Raw genomic sequence first — 14,319 nt, 5'->3', positions numbered from 1 at the left:
CTCACTGTTCGTTGGCGAGCTGAAGCTCGCTCATATGATGTTTCTCGTTCACGCGCGAAACGAGCAGGTTGCAGATGAAGCCGACGACGAGCAGCGCTGCCATGATGTGGACAGTCATCGTGTAAGCGTCGGCCTTGGCCACGCCGTGCGCTACCTCGTATGCGCGGATGTAGTTGACGAGCACCGGACCCGCCACGCCCGCGGCGGCCCAGGCGGTCAACAGGCGCCCATGGATGCCGCCGACGAAGGCCGTTCCGAACATATCCGCGAGATAGGCCGGCACGGTCGAAAAGCCACCGCCGTACATCGAAAGAATCACGCAGTAAGCCAGCACGAAAAGTGCAATGTTGCCCGTCGTCGCGAAGCTCGGAACGAGGTAGTAGAGCACGGCGCCCAGCACGAAGAAGATGAAGTAGGTGTTTTTGCGGCCGACCCAGTCCGATGCCGATGCCCAGACGAAGCGCCCGCCCATGTTGAACAGGGAGAGAAGTCCGACGAAGCCCGCGGCGGCGGCCGGCGTGACGGTGTTCTTGAAGCTCTCCTGGATCATGACCGAGGCCTGTCCGAGAATGCCGATGCCCGCGGTGACGTTCAGGAAGAGCACTAGCCAGATCAGATAGAACTGCGGCGTTTTCAAGGCTTCGTCGATATGGACGTGGTTGCGCGTGATCAATTTGTGCGACGTGTCGGGCGGCGTCCATCCCGCCGGCTTCCAGTCCGCGGGCGGCACACGGATGGCGAGGGCGCCGATCGACATCGAGATGAAATAGGCGATGCCGAGAACGATGAACGTTTCGGCCACGCCGACGCTAGTGGCGCTCTTGAAGTGGTTCATCAGCGCGACCGACAACGGCGCCGCGATCATCGCGCCGCCGCCGAAACCCATGATGGCCATACCGGTTGCCATGCCGCGGCGGTCCGGGAACCAGCGGATCAGCGTCGACACGGGCGAGACGTAGCCAAGCCCCAGCCCGATACCGCCGATCACGCCATAGCCGAGATAGAGCAGCACGATCTGATGCAGCCAGACCCCGAGCGCCGAAACGAGGAAGCCGCCGCCGAAACAGCAGGCCGCCGTGAACATCGTGCGTCGCGGGCCGACGTGCTCGAGCCACTTGCCCGCGAAGGCCGCGGAGAGCCCGAGGAACACGATGGCGAGCGAAAAAATCCAGCCGAGCGTGGTCAGCGACCAGTCATCCGGCGCCGATTGGGTAATGCCGATGACTTTCGTCAGCGGGCCGTTGAAGACGGAGAACGCATAGGCCTGGCCGATGCACAGATGCACGGCGAGTGCCGCGGGCGGCACCATCCAGCGAGTGAAACCGGGGCGGGCGACCGTGGCCTGCTTCGAAAAAAATGTGGGGGGCCCGGCGTGTGCGGGTTCGGACATGCTTGTCATCGGTGGTCTCCGTACCTGTCTCAGAGTGTCGGCCTTTCGCGCAGTCTTTCTGTTTTTTTGCGCAGCCGTTGATGTTGCTTCGACAACGATAGGGGCGCGCCGGATTATGCGCAATAGGAGCCGAGACTACATAAAGAAAACGTTGTCTTGGACTCGGCGCATGGCTGGACGGTCGCCGCCGTTTCGGTCGTCGATGCGGGTTTTTCCCGGTTCGCCGGGCTTTCGTTATCGCGCCAACCTCCGCGGCGCGCACATAAAAAAAGCCCGATCTGACGATCGAGCTTCAATGTTCCTGGACGGCGGCACATCGCTTGGAAGTGCTTGCGGACGTGCTTGTATTGGTTGCGGGGGTAGGATTTGAACCTACGACCTTCGGGTTATGAGCCCGACGAGCTGCCAGACTGCTCCACCCCGCGTCCGTCGAAAAGAAGATTATAGATAAATCCCAAAGTCGACGCAAGGATGGATTCGCTTTTATCTATCGATCGCGGGTTTGCGCGGATGCCCGATTGCTCGCCGCCACTTGGGCGCGGCCGCATACACCTGCGCTAGAATCGGGTGCCGCGCCGCAGCACGATCGGGTTGTCCCGGTTCACGCGCATTACCCAACGGCATTTTGTTCTCTCATGGATATCGACCACGATCTGCGTACCATCGCAGCCCAGGAGCACACGCTGGTGTTCCCTCGTTTCGACGCCGCTCGCGCCTGGCAGCTCGGCGCTTATCTGCACGAAATTGCGACAGCGCGTTCGCTCGCGCTCGCCATCGATGTTTCGACCTTCGGCCAGTCGCTTTTTTTCTGCTCGCTGGAGGGGGCCACGCCCGATCACGCAGCTTGGGTGCGCCGTAAGCGCAACGTCGTCGCCCACTTCCGCCGCAGTTCGTATGCGATCGGACTGCGCATGCAGCAGGCCGGGACGACGCTTGCCGACAAGCATGGATTGCCCGGCGCCGAGTACGCCGCCCACGGCGGCTCGTTTCCGATCACGGTGACCGGTGTCGGAGTCATCGGGTCGGTGACGGTGTCGGGACTCGCTCAACGCGCCGATCACGAACTGGTCGTCGAGGCGCTCAGCGCGGAGCTCGGCCACGACTACGCGCAGCTTGCGCTGGTCAAGGGCTGAAACCGATGCGCGGATCGAGCGGTCTCGGCTATCTCTGGCTCGCCATCGCGATCGTCGCGGAGGTCATTGGTACTTCGGCGCTGCGTGCTTCGGCGGGCTTCACGCGTCTCGCGCCTTCGCTCGTCGTGGTCGGCGGCTATGGCGTGGCGTTCTACTGCCTTTCGCTGACGCTCAAATCGATGCCGGTGGGCATCGTCTACGCAATATGGTCGGGCGTTGGCATCGTGCTCATCACGCTCGTCGCCATCGTGCTTTACCGGCAGGTTCCCGATGTCGGCGCGGTCATCGGCCTGTCGCTGATCGTGGCCGGTGTCGTCGTCCTCAACCTCTTTTCCGGGATGCAGGCGCATTGATTCGGACGGCCTCGCTCGCTGTCGATGCCCGCGCGTGCTACCGTTTCATGTGTCGCTTCTTCGGTTTCGACGTCCAGCCATGACTACGACTGATGATTCGGCTTTAGCTGCCACCTCGGCCGAGGTGCGCACCTTCATCGCCAATCGAATCGGTTTTATCGAACTGAACCGCCCCAAGGCGCTCAATGCGCTTTCGCTGGGCATGATCCGCACGATGCACGCCCGGCTCGACGAATGGCGCACGGATCCCGGCGTGCTTGCCGTCGTCGTTTATTCGCCGCACGAGCGCGCTTTTTGCGCGGGCGGCGACGTCCGTTCCTTCTACGAGATGTCGCAGCGCAACGACATCGCCGCACGCGAGCGTTTCTTCATCGAGGAGTATTCGCTCGATCACGCGATTTTTATTTACCCCAAGCCTTATATCGCGTTGATGAGCGGCATCGTCATGGGCGGCGGAATGGGCATTTCGCAAGGGGCGCATCGGACCGGCGGCCTGCGCGTCGTGACGAGCACGACGCGAATGGCGATGCCCGAGACGCGTATCGGATTTTTCCCCGATGTCGGCGCCGGATGGTTCCTCGCCCGTACGCCCGGCGCGATCGGCCGGTATCTTGCCGTCACCGGTGTAACGATCGGCGCGGCCGATGCACTCTACGCCGGGCTGGCCGATATCTGCATGAATGCCAGCGCCATTCCGACGCTTCTCGAAGCGCTGGGTCATGAATCGTTTGCCACAGGCACCGACGTGATCGCCTGCGTGAAGCGCATTGCGCACGAGGCTATCTGCGCCAACGGCGATGAACACGCCGACACGTCGCTTGCCGCCACGCGCGCATGGATCGACAGGCATTTCGGGCAGCCCGATGCCGCGGCCATCGCCGCGTCGCTCGCAGCCGAAAGGGAAGAGGGCGCATGCGATTGGGCGGAGGATACGCTCGGCATGATGCATGAACGTTCGCCGCTATCGATGGCCGTCTCGCTGGAGGTCGTGGCGCGCGGCGACAGCACGATGGCAGAATGCCTGCGCCGTGACCTCGATCTCACTCATACGATGTTCGCGTTTGGCGATGTCCTCGAAGGGGTGCGTGCGCGGATCATCGACAAGGACAATCACCCTGTCTGGCGAATCGGGCGCATCGGGGACGTGACGGCGCAAGATGTCGAGCGCATGTTCATGAGCCCGTGGCGCCCGGACGAGCACCCGCTGCGCGCGCTTCACGGCTGAGTCGGCGCCGCATCGCGCATTATCCGGCGCTGCTTCGGGAGAGACTTCAGGCCGATTCTTCGGCGCTTTCAGCCATGAAAGCGCGCATGAAGACGAGAGCGCCCCAGCCCCACATGGCGTTGGCAGCGAAACCGATGGCAAGGCGCGGCAGCATGTTGCCGCTCGGCCAAATGCCGCGTATGGGATCGACGACGAAGATTCGTGCCGCCGTGAGAACGATACCTCCGAATACCAACGCCTGAACCCACGGCGCTACGCGCTCGGGCGAAACGCGCAGCAGCCAGGCCATCAGTACGGCCCACACGGCGCCCCAGAGCGCGTTGGCGACGAACTCGGGGATGTCGAGCGGCGCGAACGGGGTCGTGGAAAAGCCCGTCATGTCGATGAGCCCCGCGGTATGGAGGAGCGCGAGCGTCGCTTCATGGAAAAAGAGCGCGGCGAGAAAGCCCGACACCAGAGGCAGGATGATTTTTTGCATGTAGTGCGCGGGCGGCGCGGGCATGACGCGATGCGCCCGTTCGTCTAACGGAACGAGCGTCATTATAGAGGCGAGGCCGTCTCCCGGCGCACGCGTATTTGCGCATCTGCTTCGCGCGGAGGAAGTGCTAGGATGGATTGACGATGCTCACGCGAGCGTTGCATGGCACCGGAGTCGATCGGAGTCGACATCGGCGCGCAAGCGCTATCACAGACAAGGAGCCGGCCATGTCCAAACCCTTGAGCCCCGAGGCGATAGAGGCGCTGAGGCGCCTGAACGACGTGGGAATCGGCCAGGCGCCGCCGCTCGTCTCGATGTCGGTCGCCGCCGAGCTGCTTGGCGCCGGGCTTGTCGACGAGAATACCGATGGCGCGATCGAGATCACCTGTGAGGGCCGGAAGTATTTGTCGGGCGATTGCGATTAGTCGAGCGCTGCGGTCCCGGTTGTAGGCCTACCTGCAATGATCGTTGGGGGAGTGCGATGAAACCGACTGGCATCGACATGGGCGATTACGAGGAGCCTTACCGCGGCTTTGCACTGGAAGTCGCCGTGGAACAGGTGATGACGGGCGTGAAATCGCACTTTCGCGTGTTGAAGGACGGCATGGTGGTGCAGGACTGGCAGCTCGTTCATGTCGACAAGCTGTGGCCGACCGAACGGCAGGCGGCTCGCGCCGCGCTCGACGCGGCGCGAGCGATCGTCGATGACCGGCTTGACGGTTGATCGTTCGCCCCGCGGGCGCGGGGCTGCCGGTTTCAATGCGCAGCCGGTGTGGGGCCTTGCCCGTCTTCGGCCGGTGCATCGACCGCATCGCGTGTCTCGGGCAGCGCCATCCAAACGAGCAGCACGGCCAGCACGCCCGCCGCGGCGAGACCGAAAAAGCTGACCGTATTGCCGAAATGATCGGCGATAAACCCCGCGAGCAGCGTCGATAGCGTTGCGCCGATACCTGCCGTGAGTCCGAACAGGCCGATACAGAGGTTGTAATGTCCTTTGTCTCCGGCCACGTCCGCCGCGATGAGCGGCAACATCACGCCGAAGACTGCCGCGCTGATGCCGTCGAACAATTGCACAGGGACGAGCAGATAAGGGCTCGACACGCCCGCGAAGAGCAGCGCGCGCACGGGCAGCGCGGCAAAGCCGAACAAGAGGAGCGGACGCCGGCCCCAACGTTCGGCCGATCGTCCCACCCATGGCGAGAGCGCCGCGACCACCATTTGCGGCACGATGATGCACGCCGCGATCACGAGCTGCACGTTATCGCTCATATGCGTGGTGACTTCGCCGGCGGCCAGATTGAGCATGGCCGCGTTCGACAAATGGAAAAGCGCGATGCACGCGGCGAATACGAGTACCCGCCGATCGCGCAGCAACTCGCTCATGCCCGCGCGGCGATGCGTGGCGACCGGCGGGGCGGGCGGAGCAACCGTGGCCGCGCCCGCGGCCTTCGCCGCGGCGCGCCCCGTATGCTCGATCATCGAAAGGGCGATGAGCGCGGGAACGTTCAGTGCCGCGGTCAACCAGAAGACAGCCCGCGCCGACGAATACTCGCCGAACGCACCCATGAGCGCGGCGGCGACGGCACTACCGATCGATGCGAAGCGTGCGTTGCGCCCGAGCCGGTCGCCGAGGGCATGGCGGCCGACCAGCGCGAACGAAATGGCCGCGATGGCAGGCGTCAGCATGCAGCTCGCGAAACCGTGAAACACCTCGGCGGCGAGCACCGGGACGGTCGTCGGACTGGCGGCGAGCAAGAGCGCACATGCCGCGATGGCGACGATCGCGAGCGCGGCGGCGCCTTTCTTGTTGCGCAGCGCGTCGATCAACGCGCCGGCGGGCACCTGGCTCAGCATGGCGGTTGCCGTGCCGACGCTGAGCGCAATGCCGATCTCGCCCTGTGTCCACTTATGCGACGTCAGGTACGACGCGATGAACGGGCCAAAACCCGTCTGGACGTTGGCGAGGAAGAAGTTGAGCCAATCGAGCGCGCGGAGACTGCGTAGGTTTGCCATCTGCGCGTTCGTCACCGTGAAGCGTTGTTGCCGGAGGCCGCAGGCTTGGCCCCCGCTGGGGCCGGCTGAGCGGCGACGGGGGGCTTGGGTGCGGGCGACACGGCGCGCACCGGGCGATCGGGCTCGTAATTCGGCGCAGCGTCGACTTGCGCATCGGTCAGATCCGACTCGACCCGGAGGGCATCGTCTTTGTGGACGAAGCGCAGCGCCGACCAGTCGACCGCGATGCTGCGCCGATCCTGCATGAGTCGGCTGACGTCGACCACCGCGGCTTGGGGCGCGGCATGATTATCGATGAGTACATCGACGACGCGCCCCACTCGCGCGCCATCGCCGCGCTCGACCGTCGCATCGATCATGCGCGTGAGTTCGGGTTTGGATGCGATGCCGGCGGGACGAGCCCCCTTTTTCTGCAACGCCTGCGCGGCAGGCGGCTGACCTTCCTTGACCGCCAGCGTGATAGCGGCTTTTTTCGCGTTCATATTGAAAGTGAACGCATTCCAGGGGAAGCGGACCTTGCGGTCGCCGATGCCGAGGAAGCCCGACAGATTGACGAGCATTTCCTGCGGCCTGCCGTCCTTGTCCACGAACATGTCGATGGCACGTCCCAGCGCCTTGCCGTCGGGCCGCTGTACGCGGGCATCCAGCAGGCCGCGGGTATCGTTGGACGACAGCAGCCGCGTGCTGATGATCGGCGCCGGCACGACGGGCGCCGGCGCTGGCGGCGTTTCGGGCGGCGCGGCGCGATGCGGCGGGGGGTGCCGATGGACCGGTTTTGGCGGTGCCCGTTTGACCTCGGGAACTGCGGGGGCGGACGCCGGCGCGGGCGCCGAGGCTTCCGGTTCCGGCGGCGCCGGAGGCTCCGGTTCGGGTTGCGGCTCGGGCGCCGGCTGTTCAGTAACGGGCGGCGGTTTGGGGCCGAACAGCGCGCTGCATCCAGCGAGCATCGTCAGCAGCACCCAGACCAGGATGCACCGGCTCACGCCATGACGGTAGAATCCGCCGCTCATCGATCAACGCTCCTTCGAATCGGGTTGGGCGCGCGAAAGCCGGCCGTGCCGCGACGCGCGGGCTACATTCTAGCGGGTCGGCTGCCTCGGGCGAGACCGATTGCTGCTTTGCGGGCGCTTCGACGGGGCTTTCGCCTGCCCGCTGCGGTAAAATCGCGGTCTATTCTGTCGTTGGCCTTTCTATGTCGTCTTCTGCTGTTTCCCTTTCCCGCCCGCGCCGTGTCAGTGTCGCTCCCATGATGGATTGGACCGATCGTCACTGCCGGTACTTCCATCGGCTCATTTCGCGCGATACGTGGCTGTACACGGAAATGGTGACGACGGGCGCGTTGCTGTTCGGCGATGTCGCTCGACATCTTGCATTCACGGCGCAAGAGGCGCCGGTCGCGTTGCAACTGGGCGGCAGCGAGCCCGGCGATCTGGCACGAGCGGCCAAACTGGGCGAGCAGTGGGGCTACGACGAAATCAACCTCAACTGCGGCTGTCCTTCCGAGCGCGTGCAGCGCGGCGCGTTCGGCGCGTGCCTGATGAACGAGCCGGCACTCGTGGCCGAGTGCGTGAAGGCGATGCGCGACGCGGTGGGCATACCGGTGACGGTCAAGCATCGGATCGGCGTCGACGCCGTCGAGGATTATTCCTTCGTGCGCGATTTCGTTGGCACGGTGGCCGATGCCGGCTGCGAAGTCTTCATCGTCCATGCGCGCAATGCCGTCCTCAAGGGCTTGTCGCCGAAGGAGAATCGCGAGATACCGCCGCTCAAATACGACTACGCCTATCGCCTCAAGCGCGATTTTCCGGCGCTGGAAATCATCCTCAACGGCGGTGTCAAGACGCTGGACGAAGTCGAGTCGCATCTCGCTCATGTGGACGGGGTGATGCTGGGGCGCGAGGCCTATCACAACCCCTACCTGCTCGTGGAAGTCGACACGCGATTCTACGGTGCGGAGGCACCGGTGCGGAGTCGCGAGCAGATCGAGGCGGGTCTCATCGAATACTGCCGTACCGAGCTGGCGCGCGGGACGTTCCTCGGCGCAATCACGCGTCACGCGTTGGGCTTGTATCGCGGTATGGCGGGCGCGCGCGGCTGGCGGCGGGTGCTGTCTGACAACAAGCGGCTCGCCGCCGCCGATCTGTCGATATTCAACGAAGCGCGCGCGCAATTGCGTGAGCCCCTCGAATCCGCGGTAGAAATTGTCGATTGAGGGGCTAGGCAAGTCGCGATGGTATTTGTATAATCTCGCTTCTTCGTCGGTGCGGCTGGTCTTGACGCACCGAACTGCAGATCCCAGTGGTGGCTGTAGCTCAGTTGGTAGAGTCCAGGATTGTGATTCCTGTCGTCGTGGGTTCGAGTCCCATCAGCCACCCCAAAGAACGTCCCAACGTTTCCCATCGCCCACGGAAAACCCCCGCCAGTCAAGCACTTGCGGAGATTCTCATTGCCAACGTTGCCCAAGCTTTACCATTGCACCGGTCAATCCCGGGGGCATCGTAGGTGGCATATTTCACACATCTGAGGGCGTTTCTGCCCCCTCGATGCCCCCATGCCGCTTACCGATGTTGCTATTCGCTCTGCCAAACCTCGGGAGCGCTCCTACAAGCTGGCTGATAGCCAGGGCATGTACTTTGAGATCATGCCAAACGGCTCGAAGTACTGGCGGCTGTGTGCTGTGACAGTCGGAGTCATATGGCAACACGTTGCTAGTAAACTTTTTGTGTAGAATCGCCGTTAACAGTGGTTGTAGAACCCTCTCAACCCCAACCCCGAAGGAGCTCCCATGGTCATGAAGGGTAAGACTGGGAACATCCACGGAGTCGAAGTCAAGGCCAGGGCAGGCGTACAGCTCCCCACAACAAAGGTCAATGCAAGCTCCCTGGATGGTCGTAAGCAGATCGTCAATGCAGCGAAACGTGTGTACGAGCAGCATCATGCCGTGATCCAGGCGCTAGCTAAGCGATGATGCTAAGTGCCGATCTGGTCGAGATCGTCCACAATTTCATTCTTGAAAATGAGCCCGGCGTACAGGGCACGAACAGGGGCGCTTTAGAAGGCGCCCTTGGTCGCATTGAACATAAGGTTCACTACGACAACCTGGAGGATGTTTTCGAGATCGCCGGGATGTACGCAGAGGCGATAGCGCGTGGACACGCGTTCTCTGATGCGAATAAACGAACGGCACTCGTTTCGGCGCTGACCTATCTGCTGCTGGAAAACTTCATGGTGGCCCGAAGTCCCGCTCTCGAAGAAATTATGGTAGACGTTGCAAAAGGGCGGCTGGATTATCTAGACGTTGCAAACATCTTTTCGACGCTAGCGGTTCCTCTCGATGAGTTCCTCAAGAAAGGCCAGAAAGAATAAGGAAAGGCCAGCTCCGCTCGGGCGTTTTCACATCTGCTTGCGGGTTCCCTCCGGGCGGCTGATGCAGTAGAATCGCGTCTCCCACTGCCGCTGTTGCACACGAGCCCGCCGCGAGCGGGCTTTCGCACGTTCGGGGTACGAAACGAGGTGCGAAATGAGTCGGAGCAAGAGAAAGACGCCGATTACGGCCATCACGACGGCTATATCGGAGGCTACGGAAAAGGCAAGGTGGCATCGACGGCACCGTCGCGAAGAACGTACGCGCTTACGCACCTCGGGTACCGAGTACGTCGCGCGCAGCCATCGCGAGCATTCGAATCCGTGGACGATGGCAAAGGACGGAAAAAAGTTCTGGCCCGCGCTGCCCGAACGCCACATGCGCAAATAACAAAGTGTCAATGCACGCCCTTCAAACTGCTATTAGCACAAGATCTCGAAGAGATCACGGGCAAAAAGCGATCGTCTGCACAGGCCAATTAGTTCAAAGCTAATTTCGGCGTCGAGGTCGTGCGTCGCGCTGACGGTACCGTGGTCATCACGGCTGACGCACTCGAGGCGCTGATGCGCAAGCGCATGGGCATTCGGATGCCGGGCGCGCAAGATTTTCCGCGCGAGCGTCCGACTGTCTATTCGGTGCGCAAGCGAGCAGGCGGTGATTACGGCGCGCTGACGCACATCATTCTGTAGCTCAGTTGGTAGAGTCCAGGATTGTGATTCCTGTCGTCGTGGGTTCGAGTCCCATCAGCCACCCCATCCAGATTGTCGAGTCTCCCTTTTTTGCAGTCGATGAGCCGCAGCGCTCGAGCTGACGCCGGAACCGGCCCATCGAGTCGTGGCGCGCTTGCGTCTATGTCGATGCGGTGCCTTCGAATGAATTGAGCGGCACCGGCACATTCCCAATTTCCTCATGCAGCGACGGCGCCTCTTCCGGCATCGGCACCCGTTCGTTCATCGCCGGGTGCATACCCCAGCGCCGCCAGTCGAGTTCGTCGGAACGCTGAGCCGCATCCTGCTGTCGTTCAATCGCGCTCGCCTCCTTGCGCATCTGGCTGTCCGATTCATTCCACGTCCGCACGAAAAATGGCAGGGCCGGCGACTTGGCGTGGCCATGATCCGCCGCGACGTGGTCCGCCGGAACGAGCGATCTGCTCGCCCGGTCGGCAATCGCCGCTCTTGCGGTTCCGAGCGCAACGAGCCGGCCCTTGCTGTTTTCAAAGCGATGTTCGATATAGAAAAAGCGCCGGTCCCATCCTAGTATGCGGGTGCGCAACGCATAGCGCTCGAATGGACGAAGCTCGTGAACATACCGAATCATGACGCCGCTCAGCAACATTCGCCAACCTTTCGACATGGCGTTCTGCAGTACCCCATTGCGAAGCAGCAGATCGATGCGGCCCAGGTCCATGATCTGCAGGAAACGGCCGTTGTTCATATGCAGCTGGACGTCCAGGTCGGTCGGCAGCACGCGGAAATGACATTCCGAGGCATCGAGCGCCGCAAGGTTGGGACGTAGCATTGCGCGAACCGAAACGAATGCAAGGCGGGCGAGCAGTTTCAATTTATCCCTCGATGAAAGCGTCCCGTTTATTGGCCAATATATTGAGTCGTTTTTTTTACAGGGAGCACGCGAGCCGCTTTCCGTTTTTCGGTTACGTCTGGTTACGCGGCCACAAGGCCAGTATAGAAGCACGGCTTTATCGGCCGTCATCCGAAACCTGTAGGTCCCGTATTGCAGACGAATCAGAATTTACGGGATCGTCGCGCGGCCTCGATGAGCGCGTTTGAAACGGGAATGCCGCTTGCGCGACATCGAGGTGCACGGCGAATATGCGTTGGGGCCGGATGCATGCCCACCGGTGGTACGATGCGTTCGACGGCCACGCATGCCCCGCACGGCGGTGGCGGTCGTCGTGTATCGAATTCATTGGAAGACGAAATGAGCAAGCAAAAGAAGACCGATCCGAAACTCGAACAAGCATTGACTCGCGGCGACCTCGCTATTCGTCAAGCGAACTCGGCGCGCGCAACGGCCGTACTTCGAGCCCTGGCGAAGATGGTGGTGGACGCCTGCGCGACGATCGGCGTCGAGGCGCATACCTCCATTCCCGACGGCGACCGCGTCTACGATCCCGTCAACGGCGTGTGGCCTCAAAAGCTGCTCGTTTCGCTCGACGGCCCCGTCGAGACGTCGGATCCCGAAGAACTGCGCACCGTACGGCTGCTCGCGGACACGCCTGAGGTCAGATTCCGCGTCGAATGGCATCGAGCCGATGGCAAGATGGGGCGGCACGAGGCGCAACCGTTTTCGATGGTCGCGTTCATCACTGATGTCGAAATCCCCTGGGACGATGATGAACAGTGATGGCTGTTTGGGTCGCCCTAACGCATCATGCGGCGGGAAAATAGCGCCGAGCAGACCAGAAACGATGTAACGGCATACGCCGCGAGCACGGCCACGTGCAGCGGCGCATCGGCCATCGGGCGCCCGAGCATGGCGGGCCGGATCAGCTCCACCGCGTGCGCAAGCGGCAGCGCGAGCGCGGCGTGCTGCACGGCAGGCGGAAGCTGACCGAGCGGAAAGAACACACCGGAAAGCAGCAGCATCGGCGTGATCACCAGCGTCTGGTAGAACATGAAGAAGTCGTATGACGGCGCCATCGCCGTCACGATCATCGCGAGGCTCGCGAAAGCGAGCCCGGCCAGCGCAACGACGGGCAGGGCGAGCAGCATCGATGGGAAGTGCGCATAGCCCAGCGCGCCGGCCACGAGCATGATCGCGGCGCCCGACAACACTGCCTTGCTGGCCGCCCACGCGATTTCGCCTACGACAATGTCGCCGAGCGTGAGCGGCGTGTGCATGATCGCCTCCCACGTACGCTGCACGTGCATCCGGGAAAATCCAGAGTACATCGCTTCGAATGTGGCGGACATCATGACGCTCGACGCAACCGTACCCGCCGCCAGAAAGTCGATATACGGGACACCGGCGACGTGTCCCACCATCAGCCCGAGCCCGAAGCCCAGTCCGAAGAGATAGATCATCGGGTCGGCCAGATTGCCGAACATCGACGCCAACGCCAGCTTGCGCCAGACCAGGTAATTGCGCCGCCATACGGCAATCCAGTGCGTTGCGTTGGACGGCCACGCGAATCGCACGCGCACGGCATGCCGCTCGCGCGTGCGGCGCTGCCCAGTTTCGGTGCGATGGGAAGAAGACGTATCCATCAAAGCTTTTCCGGTTGACGTTGCCCGTGGCTCATTCCTGCATTTCTCGCCCGGTCAGGCGCAGGAAGACGTCCTCGAGGTTCGCCGGTCGGTGAAGGTAGCGCAATCCCTGACGGCCTGCGAGACGAGCATTGACGGGCCCCGGATCGTCGACATAGCAAAAAAGCGTTTCGCCGCTGATTTCGGTGCGCACCGCAAAAGGCGACAATTCCTCGCGCAGGGCTTCGGGCGCCGCGCCATAGACTTCAATGACATCGCAGCCGATCTCCTTGGCGATCAATGCGCGCGGCGCGCCTTCCGCGATCTTGCGGCCTTCCTCGATGATGCAGAGCCTATCGCAGAGCCGCTCCGCTTCCTCCATGAAGTGTGTCGTGAGCATGATGGTCTTGCCGCGAGACAACAACGAGCGCAACCGTTCCCAAATCAGGTGCCTCGCTTGCGGATCGAGCCCGGTTGTGGGCTCGTCCATGACCAGCACGTCCGGGTCGTTGATCAGTGCCCGTGCAAGCGTCAAACGTCGCTTCATGCCGCCCGAGAGCTCGGCCACGCGTGCATCGGCCTTGTTTTCAAGGCGCGCGAATTCCAATAGCGGATCCACCATGGCCCGGGTCTTGCTCGCAGACAGGCCGAAGTAACGCCCGAATATGAGCAGGTTTTCGCGCACGGTGAAATCGGGATCGAGATTGTCGAATTGGGGGACTACGCCGACGCGCTGCCGGGCGATGCGCGAGCGTGCTGGGATGGATTCGCCGGCAAGCATGATCGTCCCCGCGTCGGGGTTCGCAATGCCGAGCAGCATCTTCAATGTCGTGGTCTTGCCGGCCCCGTTCGGCCCTAGCAGTCCAAAGCATTCACCAGTGCGGACATGAAAACTCAGTCCGTCGACGACCGTCTTATCGCCGTAGTGTTTTTGCACGTCAGAAAATTCGATCGCGTTTTGCGGCATCGGGAGTCGAATGGGGCTGGTACGAAAATAGGTCCGTCGGCGCTCCATTCTATTGCATCGTCTGAAAGCGTCGTGCAAGGGAGCACAAAAGGACGCGTGGGCGGCAGCGAACTAGGCGTTTTCCATCTCTTGCAAGCGCGGGTGCCCCGCACCATGATTGAACCAAACGTCTGCGGTTAACGCAGGAAGG

The 14,319-nt window shown here is 62.4% G+C and carries 17 protein-coding genes, 2 tRNA genes and 1 pseudogene; 12 read left to right on the top strand and 8 right to left on the bottom strand.

Annotated features, from left to right (window positions below):
- Position 1: 1 nt before the first annotated feature.
- Positions 2–1,399: an L-lactate MFS transporter gene (locus ACR9ZC_RS18050; protein ID WP_481581332.1), complete on the bottom strand. Its 1,398-nt coding sequence runs from the start codon at positions 1,397–1,399 to the stop codon at positions 2–4.
- Between the two features lie 339 nt (positions 1,400–1,738).
- Positions 1,739–1,815, bottom strand: a tRNA-Met gene (locus tag ACR9ZC_RS18045).
- 210 nt (positions 1,816–2,025) lie between these two features.
- On the opposite strand from ACR9ZC_RS18045, the gene ACR9ZC_RS18040 reads away from it, so the two are divergent.
- The 3 genes from ACR9ZC_RS18040 (at position 2,026) to ACR9ZC_RS18030 (ending at position 4,101) form a co-directional block, all read left to right on the top strand.
- Positions 2,026–2,523: a heme-degrading domain-containing protein gene (locus ACR9ZC_RS18040; RefSeq protein ID WP_481581331.1), complete on the top strand. Its 498-nt coding sequence runs from the start codon at positions 2,026–2,028 to the stop codon at positions 2,521–2,523.
- 5 nt (positions 2,524–2,528) lie between these two features.
- Positions 2,529–2,876 (top strand): DMT family transporter, encoded by a 348-nt coding sequence (locus tag ACR9ZC_RS18035; RefSeq protein ID WP_440560676.1) that lies wholly within the window; start codon positions 2,529–2,531, stop codon positions 2,874–2,876.
- A 79-nt stretch (positions 2,877–2,955) separates the two neighbouring features.
- Positions 2,956–4,101 (top strand): enoyl-CoA hydratase/isomerase family protein, encoded by a 1,146-nt coding sequence (locus ACR9ZC_RS18030; protein WP_481581330.1) that lies wholly within the window; start codon positions 2,956–2,958, stop codon positions 4,099–4,101.
- A 46-nt stretch (positions 4,102–4,147) separates the two neighbouring features.
- On the opposite strand, the gene ACR9ZC_RS18025 is transcribed toward ACR9ZC_RS18030, so the two are convergent.
- Positions 4,148–4,579: a hypothetical protein gene (locus ACR9ZC_RS18025; RefSeq protein WP_331567774.1), complete on the bottom strand. Its 432-nt coding sequence runs from the start codon at positions 4,577–4,579 to the stop codon at positions 4,148–4,150.
- Positions 4,580–4,806: 227 nt separating this feature from the next.
- Here ACR9ZC_RS18025 and ACR9ZC_RS18020 point away from each other — a divergent pair, with 227 nt between their 5' ends.
- Entirely contained in the window at positions 4,807–5,004 is a 198-nt protein-coding gene (locus ACR9ZC_RS18020; RefSeq protein ID WP_481581329.1) for a hypothetical protein, read from the top strand.
- Positions 5,005–5,060: 56 nt separating this feature from the next.
- Positions 5,061–5,303 carry a DUF6566 family protein gene (locus ACR9ZC_RS18015; protein ID WP_331567770.1) on the top strand — a complete coding sequence of 81 codons (243 nt, stop codon included), beginning with the start codon at positions 5,061–5,063 and terminating at the stop codon, positions 5,301–5,303.
- 32 nt (positions 5,304–5,335) lie between these two features.
- Here ACR9ZC_RS18015 and ACR9ZC_RS18010 read toward each other — a convergent pair whose 3' ends face one another.
- Together ACR9ZC_RS18010 and ACR9ZC_RS18005 are read right to left on the bottom strand one after the other, a co-directional pair.
- Positions 5,336–6,592 carry an MFS transporter gene (locus tag ACR9ZC_RS18010; protein ID WP_481581328.1) on the bottom strand — a complete coding sequence of 419 codons (1,257 nt, stop codon included), beginning with the start codon at positions 6,590–6,592 and terminating at the stop codon, positions 5,336–5,338.
- An 11-nt stretch (positions 6,593–6,603) separates the two neighbouring features.
- Positions 6,604–7,602, bottom strand: a complete 999-nt coding sequence (locus tag ACR9ZC_RS18005; protein ID WP_481581327.1) for a PRC-barrel domain containing protein — start codon at positions 7,600–7,602, stop codon at positions 6,604–6,606.
- Between the two features lie 182 nt (positions 7,603–7,784).
- Here ACR9ZC_RS18005 and dusA point away from each other — a divergent pair, with 182 nt between their 5' ends.
- From dusA to ACR9ZC_RS17975, 6 genes and pseudogenes are all read left to right on the top strand, one after another.
- Positions 7,785–8,804 (top strand): tRNA dihydrouridine(20/20a) synthase DusA, encoded by a 1,020-nt coding sequence (dusA, locus tag ACR9ZC_RS18000; protein WP_481581326.1) that lies wholly within the window; start codon positions 7,785–7,787, stop codon positions 8,802–8,804.
- A gap of 89 nt (positions 8,805–8,893) precedes the next feature.
- Positions 8,894–8,969: transfer RNA gene (locus tag ACR9ZC_RS17995), tRNA-His, on the top strand.
- A gap of 174 nt (positions 8,970–9,143) precedes the next feature.
- A pseudogene (locus ACR9ZC_RS17990) lies at positions 9,144–9,263 on the top strand (Arm DNA-binding domain-containing protein); the annotation flags it as partial.
- Between the two features lie 120 nt (positions 9,264–9,383).
- A complete protein-coding gene (locus ACR9ZC_RS17985) occupies positions 9,384–9,560 on the top strand; it encodes a hypothetical protein (protein ID WP_481581325.1) in 177 nt (58 codons plus the stop codon).
- Positions 9,557–9,958 carry a type II toxin-antitoxin system death-on-curing family toxin gene (locus ACR9ZC_RS17980; RefSeq protein ID WP_481581324.1) on the top strand — a complete coding sequence of 134 codons (402 nt, stop codon included), beginning with the start codon at positions 9,557–9,559 and terminating at the stop codon, positions 9,956–9,958. The genes ACR9ZC_RS17985 and ACR9ZC_RS17980 overlap by 4 nt, the downstream gene beginning before the upstream one ends.
- A gap of 507 nt (positions 9,959–10,465) precedes the next feature.
- The gene (locus ACR9ZC_RS17975; protein ID WP_481581323.1) at positions 10,466–10,645 is read left to right on the top strand and encodes a hypothetical protein; all 180 of its coding nucleotides are present in this window, start codon (positions 10,466–10,468) and stop codon (positions 10,643–10,645) included.
- A gap of 160 nt (positions 10,646–10,805) precedes the next feature.
- On the opposite strand, the gene ACR9ZC_RS17970 is transcribed toward ACR9ZC_RS17975, so the two are convergent.
- Positions 10,806–11,666 (bottom strand): thioesterase family protein, encoded by an 861-nt coding sequence (locus tag ACR9ZC_RS17970; RefSeq protein ID WP_481581322.1) that lies wholly within the window; start codon positions 11,664–11,666, stop codon positions 10,806–10,808.
- 228 nt (positions 11,667–11,894) lie between these two features.
- On the opposite strand from ACR9ZC_RS17970, the gene ACR9ZC_RS17965 reads away from it, so the two are divergent.
- Positions 11,895–12,320 (top strand): hypothetical protein, encoded by a 426-nt coding sequence (locus tag ACR9ZC_RS17965; protein WP_173256117.1) that lies wholly within the window; start codon positions 11,895–11,897, stop codon positions 12,318–12,320.
- Between the two features lie 17 nt (positions 12,321–12,337).
- On the opposite strand, the gene ACR9ZC_RS17960 is transcribed toward ACR9ZC_RS17965, so the two are convergent.
- Together ACR9ZC_RS17960 and nodI are read right to left on the bottom strand one after the other, a co-directional pair.
- Entirely contained in the window at positions 12,338–13,183 is an 846-nt protein-coding gene (locus tag ACR9ZC_RS17960) for an ABC transporter permease (protein WP_481581321.1), read from the bottom strand.
- Positions 13,184–13,214: 31 nt separating this feature from the next.
- Positions 13,215–14,129, bottom strand: a complete 915-nt coding sequence (nodI, locus tag ACR9ZC_RS17955) for a nodulation factor ABC transporter ATP-binding protein NodI (RefSeq protein WP_481581320.1) — start codon at positions 14,127–14,129, stop codon at positions 13,215–13,217.
- Positions 14,130–14,319 lie beyond the last annotated feature (190 nt).

The sequence above is a fragment of the Trinickia sp. HAY1-2D genome (genome assembly GCF_056754935.1).
This window is presented reverse-complemented; position numbering and strand designations above follow the sequence as displayed.

Bases quoted from the DNA above. Each gene is read 5' to 3' on its own strand.
- ACR9ZC_RS18050 (WP_481581332.1), bottom strand. From the start codon at position 1,399: ATGACAAGCATGTCCGAACCCGCACACGCCGGGCCCCCCACATTTTTT.
- ACR9ZC_RS18040 (WP_481581331.1), top strand. From the start codon at position 2,026: ATGGATATCGACCACGATCTGCGTACCATCGCAGCCCAGGAGCACACG.
- ACR9ZC_RS18035 (WP_440560676.1), top strand. From the start codon at position 2,529: ATGCGCGGATCGAGCGGTCTCGGCTATCTCTGGCTCGCCATCGCGATC.
- ACR9ZC_RS18030 (WP_481581330.1), top strand. From the start codon at position 2,956: ATGACTACGACTGATGATTCGGCTTTAGCTGCCACCTCGGCCGAGGTG.
- ACR9ZC_RS18025 (WP_331567774.1), bottom strand. From the start codon at position 4,579: ATGCAAAAAATCATCCTGCCTCTGGTGTCGGGCTTTCTCGCCGCGCTC.
- ACR9ZC_RS18020 (WP_481581329.1), top strand. From the start codon at position 4,807: ATGTCCAAACCCTTGAGCCCCGAGGCGATAGAGGCGCTGAGGCGCCTG.
- ACR9ZC_RS18015 (WP_331567770.1), top strand. From the start codon at position 5,061: ATGAAACCGACTGGCATCGACATGGGCGATTACGAGGAGCCTTACCGC.
- ACR9ZC_RS18010 (WP_481581328.1), bottom strand. From the start codon at position 6,592: ATGGCAAACCTACGCAGTCTCCGCGCGCTCGATTGGCTCAACTTCTTC.
- ACR9ZC_RS18005 (WP_481581327.1), bottom strand. From the start codon at position 7,602: ATGAGCGGCGGATTCTACCGTCATGGCGTGAGCCGGTGCATCCTGGTC.
- dusA (WP_481581326.1), top strand. From the start codon at position 7,785: ATGTCGTCTTCTGCTGTTTCCCTTTCCCGCCCGCGCCGTGTCAGTGTC.
- ACR9ZC_RS17985 (WP_481581325.1), top strand. From the start codon at position 9,384: ATGAAGGGTAAGACTGGGAACATCCACGGAGTCGAAGTCAAGGCCAGG.
- ACR9ZC_RS17980 (WP_481581324.1), top strand. From the start codon at position 9,557: ATGATGCTAAGTGCCGATCTGGTCGAGATCGTCCACAATTTCATTCTT.
- ACR9ZC_RS17970 (WP_481581322.1), bottom strand. From the start codon at position 11,666: ATGACGGCCGATAAAGCCGTGCTTCTATACTGGCCTTGTGGCCGCGTA.
- ACR9ZC_RS17965 (WP_173256117.1), top strand. From the start codon at position 11,895: ATGAGCAAGCAAAAGAAGACCGATCCGAAACTCGAACAAGCATTGACT.
- ACR9ZC_RS17960 (WP_481581321.1), bottom strand. From the start codon at position 13,183: ATGGATACGTCTTCTTCCCATCGCACCGAAACTGGGCAGCGCCGCACG.
- nodI (WP_481581320.1), bottom strand. From the start codon at position 14,129: ATGCCGCAAAACGCGATCGAATTTTCTGACGTGCAAAAACACTACGGC.